Below are 24275 nucleotides of genomic sequence, written 5' to 3'. Positions count from 1 at the left end.
GATGTCTCAGTCTCTCATCTCGCGGCCGGTCAGCTTCAGGAACACGTCCTCAAGGTTGGCCGGGCGGTGCAGGTAGCGGACGCCGCCCTTGCCGTGCAGCGCGGCGAGCAGCGGGTCGGGGTCGCGGACGTAGCAGAACAGCGTCTCGCCGCGCATTTCGGTGCGTTCGGCCAGCGGCGTCAGCGTGTGGCGAAGCGGTTCGAGTTCGTCGCCATAGACTTCCACGACGTCGCAGCCGATCTCGCGGTCGATCAGCTCGTGCGGCTTGCCCTCGGCGATCTTGCGGCCGGCGTCGATCACGCACAGGTGATTGCAGAGCCGCTCGGCTTCTTCCATGAAGTGGGTGGTCAGCAGGATCGTCTTGCCGGCGGCCAGCAGCGACTTCAGGCGCTCCCAGATCAGATGGCGCGCCTGGGGGTCCAGGCCGGTGGTCGGCTCGTCCATGACCAGCAGGTCTGGATCGTTGATCAGCGCGCGGGCCACGGTCAGGCGCCGCCGCATGCCGCCGGACAGCTCGCGCACCTGGGCGTCGGCCTTGTTTTCCAGCCGGGCGAATTCCAGCAGCTTCGGCACGCGCGCGTGGATCTCGGCCGACGAGAGCCCGAAATAGCGGCCGAAGATCCGCAGGTTCTCGATCACCGAGAAATCGGGGTCGAGGTTGTCGAATTGCGGCACCACGCCCACGCGCATGCGCGCCTGCGGCGCCCGCTCGGGAATCGGCTCGCCGCACAGCGTCAGCGTGCCCGACGCCGGCGTGGTCAGCCCCAGCAGCATGCGCAGCGTGGTGGTCTTGCCGGCGCCATTGGGGCCGAGCAGGCCGTAGCACTGGCCGGGCTGGACTTCGAGGTCGAGGTTGTCGACGACCACCTGGTCGCCGTAGAGCTTGCGCACGTTGCGCATCTGGAGGATGGCAGTCAAGGCTGGGTCCCGGAAGGCGGATGCCAACATTATGCCGGCCATCGCCGGGCCCATTGTTGGTGCGTCGCGGTTTCTCCATTCCAGCAGCGCCGACGACGGCCGCGGCGCCGTGGCACGGGCGAAAAAAAACCGCCAGCGAACTGGCGGTTTCTTTGGGCAATGCGCGAATCAGTAGAGCTTCTTCGGCAGCATTTGCATGCGCAGACGCTTGCGCAGGCGAGCCTCGGCAGCCTTCTTCTTGCGCTTGCGCTCGGTCGTCGGCTTTTCGTAGGCGGTGCGGCTCTTCAGTTCCACGATCAGGCCAGTCTGCAGAATGGCGCGACGGAAACGACGCATTGCAACTTCAACGGGCTCGCCCGGTTTCAGAACGATCTTAGTCAATTCAGTCCTTCAGGAATAACCGCCAGGGGCGGTGGGTTCATAGGAGGGAAACGTGTCACGTCGGGCTCCGGAGCCTTCGGCAACGGTGGTATCGCACGCTGCGGCCAATGCCGCGGTGCGCCCCCTAGAACCTGCTGCGGATCGAGATCCGTACTGCCAGTATCAGGGGTGACTGGCCAAATTTTCCTAGCTAGGTAAAAACTTGGCGACTACCTGTTTCCGTGGATATTGCGCAAGAAATACGCCGGTAAGCTTTTACAGGTATACCGGACGGGAGTCAAGCCATTCAGGGCAATCCAAGATCATACACCAGATTGCGGCCCAGGCCTCAGGTTCTCGACTGGTTTGCATCAAGGCAACAGCGTGGCCCAGGCAGAGGCGGCCAGCACCACCGCCATGAGACGCTCGAAGCGCTTCATGTGCCGGGGCGAGCGGATCAGCCGCGCGGCACCGGCGCCCAGCAGCGCCCAGGTGGTCATGCACGGCAGTGAGACGACGAAGAACACCAGCGACAGCAGCGCCACGCGGTGTGACGAATCGGCCCCGTCACCCGCGAACACGCTGACGACGGCCAGCGCCATCATCCACGTCTTGGGATTGATCACCTGCAGCCCGGCCGCGCCGGCCAGGCCCAGCGGACGGCGCGCGTCAGCGGGCGTCGCGTCACCGGCATCGATCCCGGCCGCCGGGCCGCGCCAGATCTGCCACGCCAGCCACGAGAGCCAGGCGACGCCAATCCACGCCATCGCGTGCTGGATCTGCGGATGCGCCGCCAGCGCGCCGCCCAGGCCGATGCCGACCGCCAGCACCAGCAGCGCCGCGCCGCCGCAGGCGCCGAGGATGATCGGCACCGTGGCCAGCACGCCGCGCCGGGCGCTGTGGCTCAGCACGATGACGTTGGTCGGCCCGGGCGTGATCGAGGCGACGACCGCAAACATCAGGAAGGGGAGGAGGGGCAGGGTATCGGGCATGCGGCCATTGTTGCGGCCGCGCGCCTAGGCGTCTGGAAGATTTGAGCAGCGCCGGCGGTAGTGGGCCGGGGTCAGGCCGTAGGCGCGGCGGAACCAGCGTCCGAGATGGCTCTGATCGGCAAAGCCCAGTGCCACGGCCACGTCGGCCGGCGTCGCGCCACGCGCCAGCATATGGCGGGCCCGGGAGAGCCGCAGTTGCACCAGGTAGGCATGCGGCGCCAGTCCGAACGCGGCCTTGAAGGCGCGGGTGAGGCGGTAGCGGTCGACGCCACTGGTGGCTGCCAGCGTGTCGAGTCCGATGTCTTCGTCGAGGTGATCGTGCAGGTAGTCGCGGGCCCGCTGGGCGACAAGCGGCAGCCTGGGATCGATGTCCCGCTGCGCGCGCCACTGGAACTTGGCCGTCAGCCGGGCCAGCAGGGCGTCGAGCGCCGACTGTCGCACGATGCGCAGCTCGGGCTGCTGGAGCACCGCGAAGGCGTGGCGGATGGCGTCGATCAGCAGCGGGTCTTCGCCGAGCGTTTGCGGAAAGCCGGGCTGGCCGTGCGCGGGCGCGTGGTCGAACAGCGCGCCCAGTTCGCGCGTCATCCACTGGGCATCGACGTAGAGCATCGAATAGGTGAAGCCCTCGGGCGCCACGGCGTCGCCGTCGTGGATCTCGCCGGGCTCCAGCGTGAACACCTTGCCGGGCATGCTGTGCTGGACTTGTCCGCGGCAACGGAACTGCTGGATCCCCGCTTCGGTGTAGCCGACGAGATAGCTGTCGTGCCAGTGCGGGTCGTAGGCGTGGCCTTCGAAATGGGCGCGAATCGTCTCGATGCCGGTTTCGGCATCCTGTTTCAGTTCGATCCAGCTTTTGGGGCTCACTGCGGCGTCCTGATCCGGGGTCTGCGGCGATCCATCATAGCGGGATCGCGCCGGTCGTTCTGGAACGTTTGTGCGGGGGAGGGTGAAACGGGCGCGGGAAAAGAAAAAGGCCGATGCTTTCGCATCGGCCTTCCTCTTCTATCGGTTGGCTCCCCGACCTGGGCTCGAACCAGGGACCTACGGATTAACAGTCCGGCGCTCTACCGACTGAGCTATCGGGGAACAGCTGAGAAAGAAATTATAACCAGCTTCTCTTCGTTTCGTCAACAACTTTTTAACGTTTTGTTTGCGTCAGAAGCTGTTTCTAAAACTCTGGTTCGCCTCGAAACCGGCCTGCAGTGGGCGTTTCCGCCGGATGCTGCGTTGCCGTGTTCAACAGCGAGGCCGCATTATAGCCAGCTTTTTCTTTTGTGCAAACAAAAAAATCGCCCGGAGGCGATTTTCCTGCGACCCAGGCCGTTGGCTCAGTCGAACACCGGCGTCTCCACGCCCAGCACCTTGTGCAGCTTCGGCGAGGTCGTGGTGTATTGCATGTGGATTTTCTTGTCCGGGAAGATGTACGGCGCGGCGCCGAACGCGGCCAGCGCGGCCTCGTGGAAGCCCGACAGGATCAGCTTCTTCTTGCCCGGGTAGGTGTTGATGTCGCCCACCGCGAAGATGCCCGGGATGTTCGTCTCGAACTTCTCGGTATCCACCTTGATCTGCTTGCGCTCCAGTTCCAGGCCCCATTCGGCGATCGGGCCCAGCTTCGGCGACAGGCCGAAGAACACCAGCAGGTCGTCCAGCGGCATGCGGCGCGTCACGCCGTCGCCGCCGGTGACCTTGATCTCGGTCAGCACGCCGTCCTTCTCTTCATAGCCGCCGATCTGGCCGACCATGAACTGCATTTCCATCTGGTCGCACAGCTCGCGCATCTTGGCCACCGACGCCGGCGCGGCGCGGAAGCCGTCGCGGCGGTGGATCAGTACGATCGACTCGGCCTTGCCGTGCAGGTCCAGCGCCCAGTCCAGCGCCGAATCGCCACCGCCGACGATCACGAGGTTGCGGCCGTGGAAGCGGGCCGGCTCCTTCACGCGGTAGAAGAGTTGCTTGCCCTCGAACTTGTCGATGCCTTCCACCTTGACCGTGCGCGGCTGGAACGAGCCCACGCCGGCGGCGATGAAGATCGTCTTGGTGATGAAGCGGGTGCCGAGCGACGTCTCGACGTAGAAGCGGCCATCCTCGCGGCGCTCCACGACGCTGACTTCCTGGCCCAGGTGGAACGTGGGCGAGAACGGCTCGATCTGCTTGAGCAGGTTGTCGGTCAGTTCCTGGCCCGTGCAGATGGGCACGGCCGGGATGTCGTAGATGGGCTTGTCCGGATACAGTTCCACGCACTGGCCGCCCACCACCTTGAGCGAGTCGATCACGTGCGCCTTGATTTCGAGCAGACCCAGTTCGAACACCTGGAACAGGCCAACGGGGCCCGCGCCCACGATCAGCGCGTCGATTTCCAGCGGCTGGCCGCCGGTGTTGCCGCCCGCCTGCTGGGTCGCGTCGGCCACGGGATTTGGAATGCTCAAGTCCATATTCGTCCTGATACGTTGTGGGCACGTCCGGTGCCCGGTATTACGGGAAAGCGCGCGTGGGGACGGCTTTCTGTGACGCGTTGCCGGCGCGTCCCGGCAGCGGCTGCCGGGGCAATGGCCGCCTGTCGCGTCAGTCTTTTCTTAGCGCTGCAGGTATTGCAGCTTGTCGGTGGCGTCCTTCCATTCCTCGGCCTCGGCCAGCGGGGCCTTGGTCTTGGTGATGGAGGGCCAGTTACGGGCCAGCTCGGCGTTCAGTTCGATGAACTGCTGCTGGTCGCCCGGCACGTCTTCCTCGGCGTAAATCGCGTTCACCGGGCATTCGGCCACGCACACGGCGCAGTCGATGCATTCGTCGGGATCGATGGCCAGGAAGTTCGGGCCTTCGCGGAAACAATCGACCGGACACACATCAACGCAGTCGGTGTAACGGCAACGGATGCAGGATTCGGTGACAACGTGAGTCATTTCGGTTCCAGAAAAACGGATCGGTCTTCGATGGGGATATTGTCCAGGGCCGGATTCTTGCCAGCCGCTCTGCGAGCTGTCCGTTACACGTCGATGGCCGCGCGTGTCAATCGGGATAACTTGGGGCGAGCGAGGGCCGAGGCCTTTCAAAGACCGATATTGTAGCTGAGCCTTCTCGCAAGGATAGCCAGTCTATATAGCCGGGTCAGATAGTTTTCTTATTTCTTTATGTACTTTCGGTGCGAAACCGGCCCCGGCGCGGCTTGCGGGGCCGGTTTGGCGCCAGATTCGGGCGGAACGGGCGCGCAGGCGGCGGGCGCACGGACTACTATGTCCCTGTGCCACACGTGGCTTTTTCGCCAGTTGGCGGCCGACCCAACCCCGGCGTTCCGAATGATTGGAGGCAAACTTGCGCGAGTCATCCCCATGCCAGCCCGCTTGACCGTGACCCTGACCGGCCTCGTTGCCGGCGCCATGCTCCTGGGCGCTGTGGTGCCGGCCGGCGCCCAGGCCGACAGGGTCGCCGACATGAAGGCCGACAAGATGGCCGACAGCGTCGTGTCGCGCCTGGTGGCGTGGCGCGCCCGGACCGACCAGCCGGTGGCGCTGCCCGCGCTGACCGCGTTCGACTGGGACAGCTTCAGCGTCGTCCGCACCCCGGCGGGCATGGCCATGGCCAACTGCAACCGCGACGGCTTCCTGCCGTGCGACAAGGACCTGCAGCCGTCGCCCGACACGCTGGTCCAGGTCCTGCGTTTCGACCGCGCCGGGCAGCCGGTCTACCAGGAGCGCATCATGGTCGCCTCCGCCCAGTTCTCCGATCCGCTGCCGCACGCCGTGCCGCACACCCGGGCCACGCTGGTGACCTGTGCCGACGAAGCCGGCCAGCGGCGCTGGTGCCTGCAGCCGCAATCGCCGGCACACGGCGCCCCGCCCGCGCTGCGCAGCCTCGACGGCGGCTGAGCGGGCAAGACCCTTGCCGCGCCCGGGCTGCCGCGCATGCGGCACGTGACTTTCGGTTAGCATGGTGGCCTGACTCTGCCACGCCCCCGCCCTGGCTTCGCTATGATCATCCGCTCCCTGCTCGACACCGACCTGTACAAGTTCACGATGATGCAGGTGGTCCTGCACCATTTCCCGCAGGCCCAGGTCGAGTACCGCTTCAAGTGCCGCAACGCCGGCGTGGACCTGACCCCCTATGTCGACGAGATCCGCGACGAACTGCGCCAGCTCTGCGAGCTGCGCTTTACCGACGACGAACTCGAATACCTGCGCGGCATGCGCTTCATCAAGAGCGATTTCGTCGATTTCCTCGCGCTGTTCCACCTGAACGAGAAGTACGTGGTGGTCCAGCCGTCGGCCGGCGGCAACGGCGAGATCGACATCACGATCCGCGGGCCGTGGCTGCACACGATCCTGTTCGAGATTCCGCTGCTGGCCATCGTCAACGAGGTCTACTTCCGCCGCACGCAGCCGCAGCCGGACCTGACCGAGGGCCGCCGCCGGCTGGAGGCCAAGCTGGCGCTGCTCAAGGCGTCGCCGTACGCCGACTGCGTGATCGCCGACTACGGCACGCGCCGCCGCTTTTCCGGCGACTGGCAGGAAGAGGTGCTGCTGTCGATGCGCGCCGTGCTGGGCCCGCAGCTTGCCGGCACCAGCAACGTCCACTTTGCCCGGCTGCACAACATGACGCCGCTGGGCACCATGGCCCACGAATACCTGCAGGCGTGCCAGGCCCTGGGGCCGCGCCTGCGCGACTCGCAGGTCTACGCGCTGGAGAACTGGGCGCGCGAGTACCGCGGCGACCTGGGCATCGCGCTGTCCGATACCTACGGCTTTGACGCCTTCCTGCGCGATTTCGACCTGTACTTCTGCAAGCTGTTCGACGGCGTGCGGCACGATTCGGGCGACCCGTTCGAGTGGGGCGAGCGCATGATCGCGCACTACGCCGCCAATCGCGTCGACCCGCGCGGCAAGACGCTGATCTTCAGCGACGCGCTGCACATCCCGAAGGTCATCGAGCTGTACGAACGCTTCCGGGGCCGCTGCAAGCTCGCGTTCGGCGTGGGCACCAACCTGACCAACGACCTGGGCTACACGCCGCTGCAGATCGTGATCAAGATGGTCCGCTGCAACGGGCAGCCGGTGGCCAAGCTGTCGGACACGCCCGAGAAGACCATGTGCGACGACCCCGGCTACCTGGCCTACCTGCGTCAGGTGTTCGAAGTGAAGACGGCCTGACCGGCCCGCGACCAACGTATCCGATCCACCGACCGCCATCCGCCCCCGACCATGGAAACCAACGCCGCCCGTGACCGCATCTTCGCCCGCATCCGCGCCGCCCAGGGCAGGGGGCCGGCCGTGACCCAGGGCGAGCGCGACGCCGTGGCCGACTACCTGGCCCGCCACCCGCAGGGCCCGCAGCCGCCGGTGCCCGACGACCGCGCCGAAGCGTTCGCCATGCAGGCGCGCAGGATGGCGTCGACGGTGGACCGCGTGGCGACGATGGCCGATGTGCCCGGCGCGGTAGCGCGCTATCTCGACGGCCTGCAGCTCGCCCGCCGCGCGGTGGCGTGGACCGCGCTGGGCAGCCTGCCGTGGGCCGAACAGGGGCTGGACGTGGCGTGCCGCCCGCCGCTGCGCGACGCCGAGGCCGATCGCGACCATGGTGACCTCGTCGGCATCACGGGCTGCTTCGTGGCCATCGCCGAGACCGGGTCGCTGATGCTGTTGTCCGGGCCGGACACCTACGCGTCGGCCGCGCTGCTGCCCGAAACCCATATCGCCGTGGTGCCGGTGGGCCGCATCGTCGCCAACCTGGAGGAAGCGTTCGCCCGGATGCGCGCCGAGCACGGGCAATTGCCGCGCGCCACCAACATCATCAGCGGGCCGTCGCGCACGGGCGACATCGAGCAGACCATCGTGCTGGGCGCGCACGGCCCGTACCGCGTGCACGTGATTCTGGTCGACCAGGACTGACGCGTACGGGTTTGCGCCAGTCGCGCTCCGGCTGGTGCACTTTCAGACCTTTCTCCAGGGGCTTTGCTTTACACTGGCCCCTTTCCCGCGTGCCGACGTCCCGAACGCCCTGGGCCCTGCCCGGACGCGCGCGCCTTGCCGCCGGTCCTGCGGCCCATGCCCAGCATTGCGATGAAGGAGAAACCTGCCCGATGCGACGTGTCGTCACGCTGCTACCTCAAATGCTGTTCGCCACGATGCTGCTGTGCCCCGCATGGGCCCACGCGGCCGATCTCGATGGCGCCACGCTGTCGCCGATCTGGGGCGTGCCGTTCGCCGGCGTCCTGCTCTCCATCGCGCTGTTCCCGCTGTTCGCGCCGAAGTTCTGGCACCACCACTACGGCAAGGTGGCGGCGGCCTGGGGGCTGCTGTTCCTGGTGCCGTTCGCGGCCCAGTTCGGCCTGCACGCGGCGGCGGCCAACGTCATCCATGCGCTGCTGGGCGAGTACGTGCCGTTCATCGTCCTGCTGACGTCGCTCTATGTGGTGGCCGGCGGCATCTGCGTGCGCGGCAACCTGCACGGCACGCCCCGGCTCAACACCGGCATCCTGGCGCTGGGCACGGTCCTGGCCAGCCTGATGGGCACCACGGGCGCGGCCATGCTGCTGATCCGCCCGCTGCTGCGCGCCAACGACAACCGGCGCCACGTGGCGCACGTGGTGGTCTTCTTCATCTTCCTGGTGGCCAACGCCGGCGGCTCGCTGACGCCGCTGGGCGACCCGCCGCTGTTCCTGGGCTTCCTGAAGGGCGTGGAGTTCTCGTGGACGCTGCGCAACATCTTTCCGGAGACGCTGTTTATCTGCGTGGCGCTGCTGATCATCTTCTACGTGATCGACCGGCACTACTACCTGAACCGCGAGGAGGAACTGCCGCCGGCGCACGACCCGACGCCCGACTCCACCCGCCTGCGGATCGACGGCAAGATCAACTTCCTGCTGCTGCTGGCCGTGGTGGGGCTGGTGCTGATGAGCGGGCTGTGGAAGCCCGGCATCTCGTTCGACGTGATGGGTACCGACGTGACGCTGCCGGCGCTGGTGCGCGACGTGCTGCTGGTGGGGGTGACGCTGGTGTCGCTGCTGGCCACGCCGCGCACCGCGCGCAGCGGCAACGAGTTCAACTGGGAGCCGATGCTGGAGGTGGCCAAGCTGTTCGCGGGCATCTTCCTGACGATCATCCCGGTCATCGCCATGCTCAAGGCCGGCACCGACGGCGCGTTCGCCGGCGTGATCCGGGCGGTCAGCGACAGCAACGGCCAGCCGATCGACAGCATGTACTTCTGGGCCACCGGCCTGCTGTCGTCGTTCCTGGACAACGCGCCGACCTACCTGGTGTTCTTCAACACGGCCGGCGGCGACGCCGCCACGCTGATGACGCGCGACGCGTCCACGCTGGCCGCGATCTCGGCCGGCGCCGTGTTCATGGGCGCCAACACCTACATCGGCAACGCGCCCAACCTGATGGTCAAGGCGATTGCGGAAAGCCGCGGCGTGCGCATGCCGAGCTTCTTCGGCTACATGGCGTGGTCCTGCGGCGTGCTGGTGCCGCTGTTCCTGGTGATGACCTTCCTTTTCTTCCACGTATGACTGCCATGAAGCCCTCCATCCTTGTCACGCGCGCGATCTTCCCCGACGTGATCGCCAAGCTGGCGCAGTACTTCGACGTCGACGCCAACCAGGAAGACCTGGTGCTGGACGCGGCGGCGCTGCGTGCGCGGCTGGCGGGCAAGGCCGGTGTGCTGGCCAATGCCGCCGACCGGATCGACGGCGACCTCGTGGCCGCGCTGCCGCAGTTGCGGGCGGTCTGCAACATGGCGGTGGGCTACAACAACCTGGACGTGCCGGCGCTGACGGCGGCCGGCGTGGTGGCGACCAATACGCCCGACGTCCTGACCGAGACCACCGCGGACTTTGGCTGGGCGCTGCTGATGGCCACGGCCCGCCGGGTCACCGAATCGGAGCACTACCTGCGCGCCGGCAAGTGGGAGCGCTGGAGCTATGACATGCTCGTCGGCATGGACGTCCACGGCAGCACGCTGGGCATCCTGGGCATGGGGCGGATCGGGCAGGGCCTGGCGCGCCGTGCGGCCGGGTTCGGCATGCAGGTGCTCTATCACAATCGCAGCCAGTTGCCGGCCGACGTCGAGCAGTCGCTGAACGCGCGCTACGTCAGCAAGGACGAACTGCTGGCGCAGTCGGACCACCTGATCCTGGTGCTGCCGTACAGCCCCGCGAGCCACCATGCCATCGGTGCCGCCGAACTGGCGCGGATGAAGCCGACGGCCACGCTGATCAACCTGGCGCGCGGCGGCATCGTCGACGACGCGGCGCTGGCCGCCGCGCTGCGCGACCGCAAGATCTTCGCGGCCGGCCTCGACGTGTTCGAGGGCGAGCCGAGCGTCCACCCGGACCTGCTGACGGTGCCGAACGTCGTGCTGACCCCGCACATTGCCAGCGCGTCGGAGAAGACGCGCCGCGCCATGGCCAACCTGGCGGCCGACAACCTGATCGCCGCGCTCGATGCCGGGCCGCAGGCCGGCCATCCGCCCACCGTGATCAACCCCGAGGTCATGTCGCGCCGCCGCTGACGGCACCCGGATCGCCAGTTTTCATGACGTTGATACCCTTGCTGACCCTGGTCGCCGCCGTGGCGGCCGTGATACTGCTGGCCGTGCTGCTGGTGCGGCTGCCGCGCCACGCGCCGGGCGACTTGCAGCCGATGCTGAGCGACCTGCGCGACGACGTGCGCGAGGACACCGCGCGCGGGCTGGAGCGGCTGGAGCGCGAGCTGCGCGCGGAACTGGCCGATAACGCGCGCGGCAGCCGCAGCGAGGCCGGCCAGCAGATGCTGCGCTTCCAGCAACAGCTTTCGGCGCAGTTGACCAGCATCGCCACGGTGCAGCAGCAACAGCTTGCGCAGATGTCCGAGGCCAACGAGCGGCGGCTGGCCGACGTGCGGGCCACGCTGGAGCAGAAGCTGCGCGACATCGAGGCCAACAACGCGGCCAAGCTGGAGGAAATGCGCCGGACCGTCGACGAGAAGCTGCACGCCACGCTGGAGCAGCGGCTGGGCGAGTCGTTCAAGCTTGTGTCGGAGCGCCTGGAGCAGGTGCACCGCGGGCTGGGCGAGATGCAGGTGCTGGCGCAGGGCGTGGGCGACCTCAAGCGCGTGCTGACCAACGTCAAGACGCGCGGCACCTGGGGCGAGGTGCAACTGGCGATGCTGCTGGAACAGATCCTGACGCCGGACCAGTACAGCAAGAACGTCGAGACCGTCCAGAGCTCGGGCGCGCGCGTGGAGTTCGCGATCCGGCTGCCGGGGCGCGAGATCGGCGGCAGCCCGGTCTGGCTGCCCATCGACGCGAAGTTTCCGAAAGACCAGTACGAGCGGCTGGTCGACGCGCAGGAGCGGGGCGACGTCGACGGCGTCCAGCTGGCCAGCCGCGAGCTCGAAGTGGCCGTGCGCCGCGAGGCGCAGACGATTGCCGAGAAGTACCTGGCGCCGCCGGCCACCACCGACTTTGCCATCCTGTTCCTGCCGACCGAAGGGCTCTACGCCGAGGTCCTGCGCCGGCCGGGCCTGACCGACCTGCTGCAGCGCGATTTCCGCGTGACCGTGGCCGGGCCGACGACGCTGACGGCGTTGCTCAACAGCCTGCAGATGGGGTTCCGCACGCTCGCGCTGGAAAAGCGTTCGAGCGAGGTGTGGGAGGTGTTGGGCGCGGTCAAGACCGAATTCGGCAAGTTCGGCGAGGTCCTGGCCAAGACGCGCGACACGCTGGTGCGCGCGGCGCGCAACATCGAACAGGCCGAGGTCCGGACACGCCAGATGGAGCGCAAGCTGCGCACCGTGGAAGCCCTGCCAGGCGAAATGGCGGAACAGCTATTGGGAACGGCGGCGTCGGGAACGCTGGGGATCGGCACGCCGGCCGGCGACGCGGCGGCGCCGGAAGACGATACGGGGCGGGAATAGATCGCGACACAGCCGGCACGGCGCCGGCGGGTCAAGACCGGGCCGGCAGGCCCGGGGCAGGGCGCTCCGGCGCGGACCGGTCGCTCAGGCGCGGTCTTCGGGGCTCAGTTCGCGGACGTGGACCTCGATGCCGCCAAAGCGGGCGGCCACCCAGTTGTAGGCCAGGCAGCCCAGCCACAGCAGGCCGAAGCCGATCAGCGCATTGAGGATCAGGGCCGTGAAGACGGCAATGCCGGGCAGGTCGCCGTAACGCACGAAGGCGACGAACAGGCCCATGGCGACGATCGGCACCGAGAAACAAAGGTACACGAGCACGAGCGCGCGGGCAGTCTTGACGGGATGGAGGTACGCGATCTCCTGGTGCATGACGACGGACAAGATATTGGGGGGTTCGGATTTTCGTGCTGCAAGTGTAGCGATTGGGGCTTGCGACGCCTAGACCGCCCCCCAAACGGATGAGGCAAATCCCGCTGCACGCGGTGCTTTCGCGCAAAGAGTGCGGCACAAAAACGACACCGTGCGCCGGGGCCGCGATGGCGCCCCGTGCAGGCCCATCGCGCGCCGGTATGAATCCTTCTCATTCATGCCGATGTGGCGGATCGGGGCCGGTCGCGCCGGCACCTGCGGCGGTCAGATCAGGCCGTCGAACAGCACGATCTGCACCGTGTCGCCGGCGGCCACCGGGCCCTGGTCGTGGTCGAGCACGACGAAGCAGTTGGCCTCGCTCATCGACCGCAGCACGCCGGAGCCTTGCTCACCGGTCAGCCGCACCTGCAGGTCGCCGTCGGGCCCGGCGGCGACGATGCCGCGCTGGAACTCGGTGCGGCCCGGCTTCTTGCGGATCGGCGTGGTCGTCCGCACGCGGATGCGGGGCAGCGGGGCGACATCGGCGCCCATCAGGCGGTGCAGCGCGCCCCGGACGAAGTGGTAGAACGTCACCATCACGGCCACGGGGTTGCCAGGCAGGCCGAACAGCACCGCGTCATGGCCGTTCGACGAGATCCGGCCGAAGGCCATCGGGCGGCCCGGGCGCATGGCGATCTTCCAGAACGTGACCTCGCCGAGCTTGTCCATGATCTGCTTCGTATAGTCGGCATCGCCCACCGAGACGCCGCCCGACGTGATGATGGCGTCGGCGGTCTCGCACGCGCTGCGGAACGCGGCTTCCATGGCGGCCGGATCGTCGCGCACCACGCCCATGTCGATCAGGTCCACATTGAGCCGGCGCAGCATGCCGTGCAGCGTGTAGCGGTTCGAGTCGTAGACGCAGCCCGGGTCCAGCGGCTCGCCGATGGAGCGCAATTCGTCGCCGGTGGAGAAAAATGCCACGCGCAGCCGGCGGCGCACCTTGACCTCGGCCACGCCCAGCGACGCCAGCATGCCCAGGTCGGCTGGCGTCAGGATGCGCCCGGCGCGCAACGCGGCCTGGCCGCGCGACAGGTCCTCGCCACGCTGGCGGCGGTTGTCGCCAGCCCGCACGGCGTCGGCGGCAAAGCGCACCAGGTTGCCGCCGGCCTGGACCTCGACCAGTTCCTGCGGAATCACGGTATCGCAGCCGGGGGGCAGGGTGGCGCCGGTCATGATCCGCACGGCCTGGCCGGCCTGCGCCTCGCCGTGGAAGGCGGTGCCCGCATAGGCCGTGCCGATGACTTCCAGCGCGATGTTGCCGCCGGCGCCCGCCAGCGCCTGGCCGGCGAACGCGTAGCCGTCCATGGCCGAGTTGTCGTGCGGCGGGACGTCGATCGGCGAGATCACGTCGTAGGCCAGCACGCGGTCCAGCGCGGCGCGGATGGCCAATTGCTCCACGCCCTGCACCGGCTCCAGCACGCCGGCGATGATCGCGTTGGCCTGGTCCACCGGCAACGCGGTGGGGTCATAGTCGGACTGGCAGGAAATCACGGATTGCAACGAAGGCATGGCGGGAGGACCGGGGATGAAGTGTCAGGGCGCCTCGTGCTGGCGCAGCTCGTCGAGCGTGTTGAAGTTGGCGAATGCCATGGCATCGTCGAACGGCACCTGCGCCAGCCGCTGGCGCGTGACCCAGTGCTCGATCTTGCGGTCGCCCGCATCAAGGTAGGCGCGCAGGCTGGCCGCGGCCGCGGCCGGCATCAGGCAGAACACGGGCTGCAGGCGGCGCTGGCCGTCGGGCTCGGTCGTCACCGGCACGGCCAGCTCGGCCCCTTCGGCGTCGATGGCGCGCGCCAGCCGCTGCACCAGGTCGTCGGGCAGGAACGGCGTATCGCAGGGCACCGTGACCAGCCACCCGGTGCAGCAGTGGGCCAGCCCGGCCAGCATACCGGCCAGCGGACCGGCAAAGTCGGGCATGGTATCGGCGATGACCGGCACGCCAAACGCAGCGTAGCGGTCGGGATGACGGTTGGCATTGATCAGCAGCGGGCCGGCCTGCGGCGCCAGGCGGTCCAGCACGTGGCGCACCAGCGGCACGCCCCGGAACGGCTGCAGGCCCTTGTCGGTGCCGCCCATCCGGCTGCCTCGGCCGCCGGCCAGGATCAGGCCCGTGATGTCGTCGCGCGCAATCATCAGCCGCCGATGTACGACATCTCGATCTTGCGTTCGGCCCGCGCCGCGCGAATGGCCGGGTCGCTGCGCTGCTCGGAATAGTTGTCGGTGCGGGCCTGCCAGACCTGCGCGATGGCGTTGCCAATGGCCAGGTCGCTGTGGCCGCCGCGCAGCAGCGCGCGCAGGTCGTAGCCTTCAGTGGCGAACAGGCACAGGTAGAGCCGGCCCTCGGTGGACAGGCGGATGCGGCTGCAATCGCCGCAGAAGGCGTGCGTGACGCTGGAGATCACGCCGATCTCGCCGCCGCCGTCGCGGTAGCGCCAGCGCTCGGCGGTCTCGCCCGAATAGTTGGCCTGGACGGCTTCCAGCGGGAAGACCTGGTCGATGCGGCGCACCACGTCGGCGGACGGCAGCACCTCGTCCATCTGCCAGTGGTTGCTGGCGCCCACGTCCATGAACTCGATGAACCGGACGATGATGCCGCTGTGCCGGAAATGCCGCGCCATCGGCACGATTTCCTGGTCGTTGGTGCCGCGCTTGACCACCATGTTGACCTTGATCGGCGCCAGGCCGACGGCCTGCGCCACCTCGATGCCGTGCAGCACGTCGCGCACGGCAAAGTCCACGTCGTTCATCTTGCGGAACGTGGTGTCGTCGATGGCGTCCAGGCTGACCGTCACGCGCGTCAGCCCGGCGTCGCGCAGCGACTGCGCCTTGCGGGCCAGCAGCGATGCGTTGGTCGTCAGCGTCAGGTCCAACGGCTTGCCGGACGCGGTCTCGATGCGCGCCAGCATTTCCACGAGCCGTTCGATGTTCTTGCGCAGCAGCGGCTCGCCGCCGGTCAGCCGGATCTTTTCCACGCCCTGCGCCACGAACAGCCGGGCCACCCGCTCGATTTCCTCGAAGCTGAGCAGTTCGGAGTGCGGCAGGAACGTGTAGTCCTTGTCGAACACTTCCTTCGGCATGCAATAGACGCAGCGGAAGTTGCAGCGGTCGGTGACGGAGATGCGCAGGTCGTGCAGCGGCCGGCCCCGCGTGTCGGCAACGAGCCCGGTCGGCGCGATCAGGCGCGACGGAATGCTCGGCACCATCGAACGGTATCGATGGTCACGCAGGTCGAAGATCGGGATGACAGTGTCGGTCATGGCAGAGTGGGGCCGCGGCCGTCCGGCGCTTGGGCGCGCCGGGGACCGTTCTGCCTGCCATTCTAGCCGAGGGCGGCGCGTCGCCGCGCGCAACACTGTCATGACAGATGTACACATGGTCGCGGGGCGCGGCAGTACAGTTGGGCGGGCTGTGCCAAGTCAGGTCGGCGGCACAAACGAAAAAAGGGACGGCGCCTGCCGTCCCTTCTGGTGACCCGCCCGGAGGTGGGTTATTGCTGCTGCTGTTGCTGCGCCATCTCGCGCTGGTTGCCACCGGTTTCCACCAGGACCATCGGACCCTGGGGCAGCGGGGGCAGCGGCTTGCGCTCGCGCGGCACGCGCGGGGCCGGCGCGATGCGGGCGGCGGCTTCCTGCGCGGCGGCGTGCTTGGCGCTGTCCGTGCGGACCCACTCCAGGCCAGCCGTTGCCAGCATCGACTCCAGCGCCGGGGCGCTGGTGCCCGCCGGTGCCGGCGCGGCCGGGGCCATCGCGGCCGGAGCCGGCGTTTCCACGGTAGGCACCGGGGCGGGCGCCACTTCGGCCGTCGCGATCACGGGCTCGGGCAGGGCCGGAGCCGTGGCGACGGGCGCCGGTTCGGCGTGAACCTCGTCGGCACCGTGCGTCGGCGCCGGCGTCACCACCGGAGCCGGTTGCGGCTGGGCCACGGCGGCGAACACGGGTTCGGCGGCCGGTGCCGGTGCGGCGGGCTCGGACTGCGCCGGGGTGGCCTGGACGACCGGCTCGGTGGCGACCAGCGCGCTGGCTGCGGCCACTTGCAGGGCCGGCGTCTCGGCCACGGCAGGTTCGGCAACCGGTGCGGCCTGCGCCACCGGGGCGGCTGCCGATGCCGATTCGTCTTCCGACTCGGTCACGCCGGCGCTGACTTCGGCCAGGTTGCCTTCGTTGCCTTCGTTGCCTTCCACGCCTGCGCCTTCCTCGCGCTCGCGGCGATAGCGGTTGCGGCCACGACGGTTGCGGCGGCGGCGCTCTTCGCCTTCAGCCGTTTCCGCGCCGGCTTCGGCGCCCGTGGCGCCTGCCGGCAGGTCCAGCGCGGCCATCACGGCCGGTGCGGCCTCGGCGGCTTCCAGTGCCGACTGCGGTGCGACGCCCTCGACGTTCAGCGCTTCCTCGGACTCGCGGGACTCGCTGCGCTCGCGCTGGCGGTCACGTTGACGCTCGCGGCGTTCCTGGTTGCGCTCGCGGCGCGCCTCGGTACGCTCGCCCGCGACGACTGCCGGGGCAGCCGCCTGCTGGCCTTCGCGCGGGGCGCGGGGCTGGCGGTCGCCACGCGGCTCGCGCGGTTCACGGGCTTCGCGCGGCTCGCGCGCTTCACGTGCCTCGCCGCGCTGGGCGTCGGCGCGATCGGTGCGTTCCGTACGCTCGCCGCGTTCGCCACGCTCGCCGCGCTGGCCACGGCCCTGGCGCTCGCCGCGTTCGCCGCGGGATTCGCCACCACGCTCGCCACGGCCCTGGCGGCCTTCGCCACGCTCGCCGCGCTCACCACGTTCGGCGCGCTGGCCACGTTCGCCACGGCCCGGACGGCCTTCGCCGCGTGCCTGGCCCTCGGCCGCCGGCTTGGCGGCTTCGGCCACCGGCGCGGGGGCCGGTTTGGCGCCGAACAGGCCCTTCAGCCAGGCGACGAAACCGCCACTTGCCACCGGCTGGGTGGCGGGCGTCGGACGGGCAGCCGGGGCTTCCGGCTTCGGCGCGCGCTCGGGGCGCGGCACCGACACGGGCGCCGGCGCGTCGGGCGTGATGCCCTTGACGGCGGCTTCCTGGCGCGGACGCGCATCTTCCTTCTTGCGGCTGCTGTAGCTGGTGTCGGCTTCCAGTTCCTTCGCGGCGGCCTCGGCCATGCGGTAGCTGGCGGTCGAGTCCTCCAGGCGCGGATCGTCGTGGCGCAGGCGCTCCAGCTTGTAGTGCGGCGTCTCCAGATGCTTGTTCGGGATCAGCAGCACGTTCACCTTGAAGCGCAGTTCGATCAGGTTGATGTCCTGGCGCTTCTCGTTCAGCAGGAAAGCGGCCACTTCCACCGGCACCTGGCAGTGGATGGCGGCCGTGTTTTCCTTCATCGCCTCTTCCTGGATGATGCGCAGCACCTGCAGGGCGGACGATTCGGTATCGCGGATGTGGCCTGTTCCATTGCAGCGCGGGCAGGTGATGTGCGAGCCTTCCGACAGCGAAGGACGCAGGCGCTGGCGCGACAGCTCCATCAGGCCGAAGCGGCTGATCTTGCCCATCTGCACGCGGGCGCGGTCGTGGCGCAGGGCGTCCTTCAGGCGCGTTTCCACGTCCTTCTGGGCCTTGCCGGACTCCATGTCGATGAAGTCGATCACGATCAGGCCGCCCAGGTCGCGCAGGCGAAGCTGGCGGGCGATCTCGTCGGCCGCTTCCAGGTTCGTGCGCAGCGCGGTTTCCTCGATGTCCGCACCCTTGGTGGCGCGGGCCGAGTTCACGTCAACCGACACGAGGGCTTCGGTATGGTCAATCACGATGGCACCGCCGGACGGCAGCATTACCATGCGCGAGTATGCCGATTCGATCTGGTGCTCGATCTGGAAACGCGAGAAGAGCGGCACGTCGTCGCGGTACTTCTTCACGCGGTTCATGTTGTCGGGCATGACCACGCTCATGAAGGCGCGCGCCTGCTCGTAGATCTCGTCCGTGTCGATCAGGATTTCGCCAATGTCCGGCTGGAAATAGTCGCGGATGGCGCGGATGACCAGGCTCGATTCCAGGTAGATCAGCAGCGGGGCCTTGTTGTCGCCGGCGGCGCCGTCGATGGCCTTCCAGAGCTGGAGCAGGTAGTTCAGGTCCCACTGCAGTTCCTCGGCGGCGCGGCCGATGCCGGCCGTGCGCGCGATGATGCTCATGCCTTCCGGCACCTGCAGCTGCGCCATGGTCTCGCGCAGTTCCTGGCGGTCCTCGCCCTCGATGCGGCGCGACACGCCACCGCCGCGCGGGTTGTTGGGCATCAGCACCAGGTAGCGGCCGGCCAGCGAGATGAACGTGGTCAGGGCGGCGCCCTTGTTGCCGCGTTCTTCCTTCTCGACCTGGACGATCAGTTCCTGGCCTTCGTGCAGCGCGTCCTGGATGCGCGCGTTGCGCACGTCCACGCCGTCCTTGAAGAACGCGCGTGCCACTTCCTTGAACGGCAGGAAGCCGTGGCGCTCTTCGCCGTAGTTGACAAAGCAGGCTTCCAGCGACGGCTCGATGCGGGTGATGACGCCCTTGTAGATGTTGCCCTTGCGCTGCTCGCGCCCGGCAGTTTCGATGTCGATGTCGATCAGTTTCTGACCATCGACGATCGCGACGCGCAACTCCTCCTGTTGCGTCGCGTTGAACAGCATGCGTTTCATCGCAATACCTCACTCCAGTGTCACAGGCACGCTTCTGTCATGAATGGATCATGCCTGCGACGGTCCAGGGAGCACGCGAGGAAAGCTGAGCGAGGGCGGGAGAATTGCCGGAGTTGCCGGGCACGCCAGGGTGGCGCGCGCCGGCTGGGCGCGGGTGAAAGGAGAGGCTGTCGGCGTCCCGGTCATCCGCGATGAAGGCTGCGGCGGGTCCGCTGCTGGGTGGGAGAGGGCAAATGGGCCTTGCTCCTGGTGCAGCGATGTCTGGCGGATGCCGGCGGGTCCGGGGCGATGGCGGCACGTGGGCCGTGCCAGCGGCACGGCGGCGCTACCGATCGCAGCCGGAGCCGGGATGGCCAGGACGCGTCAAAGAGCAAGTCATCCGGACGCAGCAGTTGCATGCCGTTGCCAAGCCGACCTGTCCGCGGGCGGGCGCGCCGCTGCTTCTTCGCGTTCTGCGCTCGGGGCGCCTCGCGCCGGCTCGTCGAACAACGACGGGCGGCGACGGATCGCGGCCGATACTGCAGGTCGGTTGGCAGGGTGTCTCCTGCCGGGCCGGCACCGGTTCCCGGTGCGGGCGGTCTTCTCTCACCGATGCGGATGCCTGTTTCGATGCCGGCATCCGCATTGAATTCTTTTCTACCTGAACACTCAGTTTCCACGTGTCGGCCGGCTGGTTGCCGAAGCCGCCTATGGGCGGCTTCCTGCGCGCCGGCGCGGCGCGTGCGTGCTGCTGTTTGCCACCATTTGCCCATCTGGCGCCTTGCGGGGTACGCAACAGGCGGGAGACAGGCCGGGCTGGCGGCAACCCGAAGTGTAAAATGCGGAATCTCGCGCGGGTACTGGTGGGACTACCCAGAATAATTGCCGGGTGGCCCTGCATGTTCCGTTCCGGTCCGCCGCAATGGGCTGGCTTTCCAGGCCGGGTCCGCGCCAAACATCGCTTACACAGGTCGCACACTCCCGGTCCTTGGCCGGGAATGGCCGGGAAATTATATTGAAAATGAATGAGTTACGCCATCAAATTGAAACGGAGCCGCGCTCCCGCGCGAATGGCCTCCAGGTGGCGTATGTCACGATCGACGAGAGTTCGGAAGGCCAGCGCATCGACAACTTCCTGCTCAAGGTGGCCAAGGGCGTGCCCAAGAGCCACATCTACCGGGTGCTGCGTTCCGGCGAGGTGCGCGTCAACAAGGGCCGGATCGATGCAACTTACCGGCTGAAGCTGGGCGATGTCGTCCGGATTCCGCCGATGCGGGTGGCGGAAAGGCAGATGGCGAGGCCGTCTACGTGCCGGCCGGCGAGTTTCCGGTGTTGTTCGAGGATACCCACGTGCTCGTCATCGACAAGCCGGCCGGCGTGGCCGTGCATGGCGGATCGGGCGTGGCGTTCGGGGTGATCGAGCAACTGCGGCGCGCCCGTCCGGACGCCAAGTTCCTGGAACTGGTGCACCGGCTGGACCGCGAGACGTCGGGCATCCTGGTCCTGGCGAAGAAGCGCTCGGCGCTGGTCAACCTGCACGAGCAGATCCGCGGCAACGGCATGGACAAGCGCTACTTCGCCTGCGTGGCCGGCGAGTTTCCGAACGCGCGGCAGCACGTGAAGCTGCCGCTATATAAATACAACACGCCGGACGGCGAGCGCCGCGTGCGGGTGCAGGCCGACGGCCTGCCGTCGCACACGGTGTTTAACCGGATCAAGGCGTTCGAGGAATTCACGCTGCTGGAGGCCGAGCTGAAGACCGGCCGCACGCACCAGATCCGCGTCCACCTGCAATCGACGGGCTTCCCCATCGTCGGCGACGACAAGTACGGCGACTTTGCGCTGAACAAGGCACTTTCGCGCAGCGGTGCGCGGCCGGGCATCAAGCGGATGTTCCTCCACGCGCACAAACTGACCTTCACCCATCCCCAGACCGGGGCGCCGGTGACGGTTTCCGCGCCGCTGCCGGGCGAATGTGTCGAATTTTTGCAACAATTGAGTCCGCTCGGGGCCGCTGGCTGAAAGCGGGCGCCACGCGCCGCCACTTCTCACTGAAACACTTCTGCATCGACCAAGGACCGCAATGGCCAGGCAGCGCTTCGACCTGATCGTCTTCGACTGGGATGGGACCCTGATGGATTCCACCCCGACGATCACCAAATGTATACAGATGGCCAGCCGCGACCTCGGCTTGCCCGTGCCCGACGACAGCGCGGCCAGCCACGTGATCGGGCTGGGCCTGAAGGACGCGCTGTCGTATGCCGTGCCGACGCTCGATCCGGCCGACTACCCGCGCCTGGCCGAGCGCTACCGCTTTCACTTCCTGACCCGCGACGCCGAGCTGGTGCTGTTCCCGGGCGTGCGCGAGATGCTGGAGGCGCTGCACGCCGAGCACTACTTCCTGGGCGTCGCCACCGGCAAGACCCGCGTGGGCCTGGAGCGGGCGCTGGCCAGCACCGGCCTTGGCAAGCTGTTCGATGCCACGCGCTGCGCCGACGAGACATTCTCGAAGCCCCACCCGGCCATGCTGCACGAACTGACGCGCGAACTGGGCCAGGACATCGACCGGACGCTGATGATCGGCGACACCACCCACGACCTGCAGATGGCGATCAATGCCGGCGCGCACGGGCTGGGCGTCTGCTACGGCGCCCATCCGGCCGAATCGCTGCGCGCGATGGCGCCGCTGCACTGCGCCACGTCGATCGACGACCTGCAGCAGTGGCTGCTGACGCATGCGTGACGGCAGCCTGGCCCCGCGCCGGGTGTGCGCGGCGGACGAACTGGTCGATGGCGGCGCCGGCGTTCGTTTCACGGTCCGGGCGTCGGCCGGTGCGTCCGGCGCGCCGCCGCGCGAGATTGGCGCGTTCGTGATCCGCTACGACGGCGCCGTCCACGGCTATCTGAACCAGTGCGCCCATGTGCCCATGGAGCTGGACTGGCAGGAGGGCCAGTTTTTCGACAGTGCGGGCCTATACTTGATGTGTGCGACACATGGCGCAACCTATGCGCCGGACACCGGCCTCTGCGTGGGCGGCCCTTGCCGGGGCGCCGCGCTGGCCAAACTCCGCATCGAGGAACGTGACGGCGCTGTCTTCTGGCAGCCCGAAGCGCCATTTTTTGCGCCCGACGCCGGCTGACCGGCGCCCGGGCCCCGTTTGACGCTTGAGTCCATCTGCATGACAGAACAGCAAAAACCGCCATCGCCTTCCGATCAACCGGGCCAGCCCGACCGGGGCACCGAGCCGCCGCCGCGCAACGAGACGCTGGAAACCGCGCCGCGTGCCGACTATCCGCTGGAGGACGAACTGAAGGCCGGCGACGACGCGGCCCAGCGCGAGGCCGACGAACGCCGCGCCCGCCTGGCTGGCAAGCCGGCCAAGCCGGTGGGCGGGGCGGCCGGCGGCTGGGAACGCGATGTGCTGGAAAAGGTGCTGCTGGCCAGCCTGCGCGAGCAGCGCGCGGCGCGGCGCTGGAAGATTTTCTTCCGGCTGGTGGGGCTGGGCATCCTGGCGCTGATCCTGTTCGCGGTCATCGACTTCAAGGGCGACGGCCTGACCAGCACCAGCGGCCGCCATACCGCCATGGTCACGCTGGAAGGCGAGATCGCCGCCGGCACGCCGGCCAGCGCGGAGTCGATCAACGCGTCGCTGCAGGCGGCGTTCGGCGACACGTCGGCGGCCGGGGTGATCCTCAAGATCAACTCGCCGGGCGGCTCGCCGGTGCAGGCCGGCATCATCAACGACGAGATCCACCGGCTGCGCAAGATCTATCCGGACAAGCCGTTCTACGTGGTGGTGGAGGAAATCTGCGCGTCGGGCGGCTACTACGTGGCGGCCGCGGCCGACAAGATCTATGTCGACAAGGCCAGCATCGTCGGCTCGATCGGCGTGCTGATGGACGGGTTTGGCTTCACGGGCCTGATGGACAAGATCGGCGTGCAGCGGCGGCTCTACACGTCGGGCGCCAACAAGGGGATGCTCGACCCGTTCTCGCCCGAGGTGCCGCGCCAGCGCGCGTTTGCCGAATCGATGCTCAAGCAGATTCACCAACAGTTCATCGACGTGGTCAAGGAAGGCCGCGGCGACCGGCTCAAGAACGATCCGGAGCTGTTCTCGGGCCTGTTCTGGTCGGGCGAGCGCGCGGTGGAGCTGGGGCTGGCCGACGGCCTGGGCAGCGCCGACTATGTGGCGCGCGACGTGTTCAAGGCCGAGGACATCGTCGACTATACGGTCAAGGAAAACGTGGCCGAGCGCGTGGCCAAGCGGTTTGGCGCGGCGGTGGGATCGGCCGCGATGAAGGTCATGCTGAGCGTTGGCGCGCCGGTGGTGCGCTGACGCTGGCCAAGGCTGCCGGGCCGGTCCCGGCAGCCCAGGCTCTTACTCTTACTGGGCCAGCAGCGAGAAGATCGCCGGGCGCTTGTGCAGCGGCAGGCGGTCCGGCCGCCAGTCGGCGATGGGCAGCGTGACGATGGCTTCGGTCGGCAGCGTCAGGTCCACGGCGATCGACAGCAGGGTCGTGCCGGCGCAATGCTGGCGCAGCGCGTCCAGCAGGGCGCCATTCCGGTACGGCGTCTCGATCCACACCTGGGTTTGCTGCGCCTTGCGCGAACGCTGTTCCAGGTCGCGCAGCTTGCGGGCCCGTTCCTCGGCGTCCACCGGCAGGTAGCCGTTGAACGCAAAGCTCTGGCCGTTCAGGCCCGAACCCATCACCGCCAGCAGGATCGAACTGGGCCCGACCAGCGGGCGGACCGCGATGCCGCGCGCATGGGCCAGCCGCACGAGGTCCGCGCCGGGGTCGGCCACGGCCGGGACGCCGGCCTCGGACAGCAGCCCGCCGTCACGCCCGGCGGCGATGGGGTCCAGCAGCGCACCCAGCGCGTCGGCCTTCGTATTGACGTTCAGCTCGCGGATCTCGATCTGCTGGATCGCATGGGCCAGCGGCGCCGTTTCGCCCAGTTTCTTCAGGAAGGCGCGGGCGGTCTTGGCGTTCTCGGCGACGAGGTAGTCGAGCCGCGCGGCAATCTGCTGGACGCCGGCCGGAATCACGTCGCTCACCGGGTCGTGTTCGTCGCGCTTGCCGAGCGTGTTGGGAATCAGGAATAGCGTGCCGGGCATG

At 68.2% G+C, this 24275-nt stretch carries 21 protein-coding genes, 1 tRNA gene and 1 pseudogene; 10 read left to right on the top strand and 13 right to left on the bottom strand.

The features are described from left to right. Positions 1-6 precede the first annotated feature (6 nt). From nodI to fdxA, 7 genes are all read right to left on the bottom strand, one after another. Positions 7-900, bottom strand: coding sequence for a nodulation factor ABC transporter ATP-binding protein NodI (gene nodI, locus EPAKOI_RS10805; protein ID WP_423193511.1), 894 nt, complete (start codon positions 898-900; stop codon positions 7-9). A gap of 186 nt (positions 901-1086) precedes the next feature. Then, complete coding sequence (rpsU, locus tag EPAKOI_RS10800; protein WP_008648415.1) at positions 1087-1299, bottom strand: 30S ribosomal protein S21; 213 nt, start codon at positions 1297-1299, stop codon at positions 1087-1089. A 350-nt stretch (positions 1300-1649) separates the two neighbouring features. Further along, a complete protein-coding gene (locus tag EPAKOI_RS10795; protein WP_423192189.1) occupies positions 1650-2270 on the bottom strand; it encodes a LysE family translocator in 621 nt (206 codons plus the stop codon). A 24-nt stretch (positions 2271-2294) separates the two neighbouring features. Then, positions 2295-3134 carry an AraC family ligand binding domain-containing protein gene (locus tag EPAKOI_RS10790; protein ID WP_423192188.1) on the bottom strand — a complete coding sequence of 280 codons (840 nt, stop codon included), beginning with the start codon at positions 3132-3134 and terminating at the stop codon, positions 2295-2297. Positions 3135-3280: 146 nt separating this feature from the next. After that, positions 3281-3356, bottom strand: a tRNA-Asn gene (locus EPAKOI_RS10785). Between the two features lie 242 nt (positions 3357-3598). Next, entirely contained in the window at positions 3599-4702 is a 1104-nt protein-coding gene (locus EPAKOI_RS10780; protein ID WP_124683793.1) for an NAD(P)/FAD-dependent oxidoreductase, read from the bottom strand. Between the two features lie 141 nt (positions 4703-4843). Continuing rightward, positions 4844-5167, bottom strand: coding sequence for a ferredoxin FdxA (gene fdxA, locus EPAKOI_RS10775; RefSeq protein ID WP_061957871.1), 324 nt, complete (start codon positions 5165-5167; stop codon positions 4844-4846). Positions 5168-5593: 426 nt separating this feature from the next. On the opposite strand from fdxA, the gene EPAKOI_RS10770 reads away from it, so the two are divergent. The 6 genes from EPAKOI_RS10770 to rmuC all read left to right on the top strand — a co-directional run bounded on the left by EPAKOI_RS10770 (position 5594) and on the right by rmuC (position 12154). Further along, positions 5594-6130, top strand: a complete 537-nt coding sequence (locus EPAKOI_RS10770) for a hypothetical protein (protein WP_423192187.1) — start codon at positions 5594-5596, stop codon at positions 6128-6130. Positions 6131-6232: 102 nt separating this feature from the next. After that, the gene (pncB, locus tag EPAKOI_RS10765; RefSeq protein WP_124683795.1) at positions 6233-7408 is read left to right on the top strand and encodes a nicotinate phosphoribosyltransferase; all 1176 of its coding nucleotides are present in this window, start codon (positions 6233-6235) and stop codon (positions 7406-7408) included. 51 nt (positions 7409-7459) lie between these two features. After that, positions 7460-8146, top strand: a complete 687-nt coding sequence (locus tag EPAKOI_RS10760) for a LutC/YkgG family protein (RefSeq protein WP_423192186.1) — start codon at positions 7460-7462, stop codon at positions 8144-8146. A gap of 191 nt (positions 8147-8337) precedes the next feature. Then, complete coding sequence (locus EPAKOI_RS10755; RefSeq protein WP_124683797.1) at positions 8338-9768, top strand: sodium:proton antiporter; 1431 nt, start codon at positions 8338-8340, stop codon at positions 9766-9768. Between the two features lie 5 nt (positions 9769-9773). Then, positions 9774-10769 (top strand): 2-hydroxyacid dehydrogenase, encoded by a 996-nt coding sequence (locus tag EPAKOI_RS10750; protein ID WP_423192185.1) that lies wholly within the window; start codon positions 9774-9776, stop codon positions 10767-10769. Between the two features lie 23 nt (positions 10770-10792). Continuing rightward, positions 10793-12154 carry a DNA recombination protein RmuC gene (gene rmuC / locus EPAKOI_RS10745; RefSeq protein WP_423192184.1) on the top strand — a complete coding sequence of 454 codons (1362 nt, stop codon included), beginning with the start codon at positions 10793-10795 and terminating at the stop codon, positions 12152-12154. A gap of 84 nt (positions 12155-12238) precedes the next feature. Here rmuC and EPAKOI_RS10740 read toward each other — a convergent pair whose 3' ends face one another. From EPAKOI_RS10740 to EPAKOI_RS10720, 5 genes are all read right to left on the bottom strand, one after another. Further along, positions 12239-12520, bottom strand: a complete 282-nt coding sequence (locus EPAKOI_RS10740) for a hypothetical protein (protein WP_124685079.1) — start codon at positions 12518-12520, stop codon at positions 12239-12241. A 264-nt stretch (positions 12521-12784) separates the two neighbouring features. After that, on the bottom strand, positions 12785-14071 hold the full coding sequence (glp, locus tag EPAKOI_RS10735; RefSeq protein ID WP_423192183.1) for a gephyrin-like molybdotransferase Glp: 1287 nt from the start codon (positions 14069-14071) through the stop codon (positions 12785-12787). Between the two features lie 24 nt (positions 14072-14095). Beyond that, complete coding sequence (mobA, locus tag EPAKOI_RS10730) at positions 14096-14695, bottom strand: molybdenum cofactor guanylyltransferase MobA (RefSeq protein WP_423192182.1); 600 nt, start codon at positions 14693-14695, stop codon at positions 14096-14098. Continuing rightward, entirely contained in the window at positions 14695-15819 is a 1125-nt protein-coding gene (gene moaA, locus EPAKOI_RS10725) for a GTP 3',8-cyclase MoaA (RefSeq protein WP_423192181.1), read from the bottom strand. The genes mobA and moaA overlap by 1 nt, the downstream gene beginning before the upstream one ends. 230 nt (positions 15820-16049) lie before the next feature. Continuing rightward, positions 16050-19178, bottom strand: coding sequence for an Rne/Rng family ribonuclease (locus EPAKOI_RS10720; RefSeq protein WP_423192180.1), 3129 nt, complete (start codon positions 19176-19178; stop codon positions 16050-16052). A 1000-nt stretch (positions 19179-20178) separates the two neighbouring features. On the opposite strand from EPAKOI_RS10720, the pseudogene EPAKOI_RS10715 reads away from it, so the two are divergent. The 4 genes and pseudogenes from EPAKOI_RS10715 (at position 20179) to EPAKOI_RS10700 (ending at position 23494) form a co-directional block, all read left to right on the top strand. Continuing rightward, positions 20179-21179: pseudogene (locus EPAKOI_RS10715) on the top strand (RluA family pseudouridine synthase). Between the two features lie 61 nt (positions 21180-21240). After that, positions 21241-21900 (top strand): HAD-IA family hydrolase, encoded by a 660-nt coding sequence (locus EPAKOI_RS10710; RefSeq protein ID WP_124683805.1) that lies wholly within the window; start codon positions 21241-21243, stop codon positions 21898-21900. Then, positions 21893-22297, top strand: coding sequence for a Rieske (2Fe-2S) protein (locus tag EPAKOI_RS10705; RefSeq protein WP_423192179.1), 405 nt, complete (start codon positions 21893-21895; stop codon positions 22295-22297). The genes EPAKOI_RS10710 and EPAKOI_RS10705 overlap by 8 nt, the downstream gene beginning before the upstream one ends. A gap of 39 nt (positions 22298-22336) precedes the next feature. After that, the gene (locus EPAKOI_RS10700) at positions 22337-23494 is read left to right on the top strand and encodes a S49 family peptidase (RefSeq protein ID WP_124683807.1); all 1158 of its coding nucleotides are present in this window, start codon (positions 22337-22339) and stop codon (positions 23492-23494) included. 48 nt (positions 23495-23542) lie between these two features. Here the strand turns inward: EPAKOI_RS10700 and EPAKOI_RS10695 are convergent, their stop codons facing one another. After that, a complete protein-coding gene (locus EPAKOI_RS10695) occupies positions 23543-24274 on the bottom strand; it encodes an SAM-dependent methyltransferase (RefSeq protein WP_423192178.1) in 732 nt (243 codons plus the stop codon). Position 24275: the final 1 nt, after the last annotated feature.

Origin of the sequence: Cupriavidus sp. H18C2, assembly GCF_049393795.1 — a bacterium.
Taxonomy (GTDB): domain Bacteria; phylum Pseudomonadota; class Gammaproteobacteria; order Burkholderiales; family Burkholderiaceae; genus Cupriavidus; species Cupriavidus pauculus_C.
The sequence above is the reverse complement of the archived record's forward strand: the minus strand, read 5'-3'. Positions and strand labels throughout refer to the sequence as shown.

Coding starts and splice junctions, on each gene's coding strand:
- nodI (WP_423193511.1), bottom strand. CDS start 900: ATGCGCAACGTGCGCAAGCTCTACGGCGACCAGGTGGTCGTCGACAAC.
- EPAKOI_RS10795 (WP_423192189.1), bottom strand. CDS start 2,270: ATGCCCGATACCCTGCCCCTCCTCCCCTTCCTGATGTTTGCGGTCGTC.
- EPAKOI_RS10780 (WP_124683793.1), bottom strand. CDS start 4,702: ATGGACTTGAGCATTCCAAATCCCGTGGCCGACGCGACCCAGCAGGCG.
- fdxA (WP_061957871.1), bottom strand. CDS start 5,167: ATGACTCACGTTGTCACCGAATCCTGCATCCGTTGCCGTTACACCGAC.
- EPAKOI_RS10770 (WP_423192187.1), top strand. CDS start 5,594: ATGCCAGCCCGCTTGACCGTGACCCTGACCGGCCTCGTTGCCGGCGCC.
- pncB (WP_124683795.1), top strand. CDS start 6,233: ATGATCATCCGCTCCCTGCTCGACACCGACCTGTACAAGTTCACGATG.
- EPAKOI_RS10760 (WP_423192186.1), top strand. CDS start 7,460: ATGGAAACCAACGCCGCCCGTGACCGCATCTTCGCCCGCATCCGCGCC.
- EPAKOI_RS10755 (WP_124683797.1), top strand. CDS start 8,338: ATGCGACGTGTCGTCACGCTGCTACCTCAAATGCTGTTCGCCACGATG.
- EPAKOI_RS10750 (WP_423192185.1), top strand. CDS start 9,774: ATGAAGCCCTCCATCCTTGTCACGCGCGCGATCTTCCCCGACGTGATC.
- rmuC (WP_423192184.1), top strand. CDS start 10,793: ATGACGTTGATACCCTTGCTGACCCTGGTCGCCGCCGTGGCGGCCGTG.
- EPAKOI_RS10740 (WP_124685079.1), bottom strand. CDS start 12,520: ATGCACCAGGAGATCGCGTACCTCCATCCCGTCAAGACTGCCCGCGCG.
- glp (WP_423192183.1), bottom strand. CDS start 14,071: ATGCCTTCGTTGCAATCCGTGATTTCCTGCCAGTCCGACTATGACCCC.
- mobA (WP_423192182.1), bottom strand. CDS start 14,695: ATGATTGCGCGCGACGACATCACGGGCCTGATCCTGGCCGGCGGCCGA.
- moaA (WP_423192181.1), bottom strand. CDS start 15,819: ATGACCGACACTGTCATCCCGATCTTCGACCTGCGTGACCATCGATAC.
- EPAKOI_RS10720 (WP_423192180.1), bottom strand. CDS start 19,178: ATGAAACGCATGCTGTTCAACGCGACGCAACAGGAGGAGTTGCGCGTC.
- EPAKOI_RS10710 (WP_124683805.1), top strand. CDS start 21,241: ATGGCCAGGCAGCGCTTCGACCTGATCGTCTTCGACTGGGATGGGACC.
- EPAKOI_RS10705 (WP_423192179.1), top strand. CDS start 21,893: ATGCGTGACGGCAGCCTGGCCCCGCGCCGGGTGTGCGCGGCGGACGAA.
- EPAKOI_RS10700 (WP_124683807.1), top strand. CDS start 22,337: ATGACAGAACAGCAAAAACCGCCATCGCCTTCCGATCAACCGGGCCAG.
- EPAKOI_RS10695 (WP_423192178.1), bottom strand. CDS start 24,274: ATGCCCGGCACGCTATTCCTGATTCCCAACACGCTCGGCAAGCGCGAC.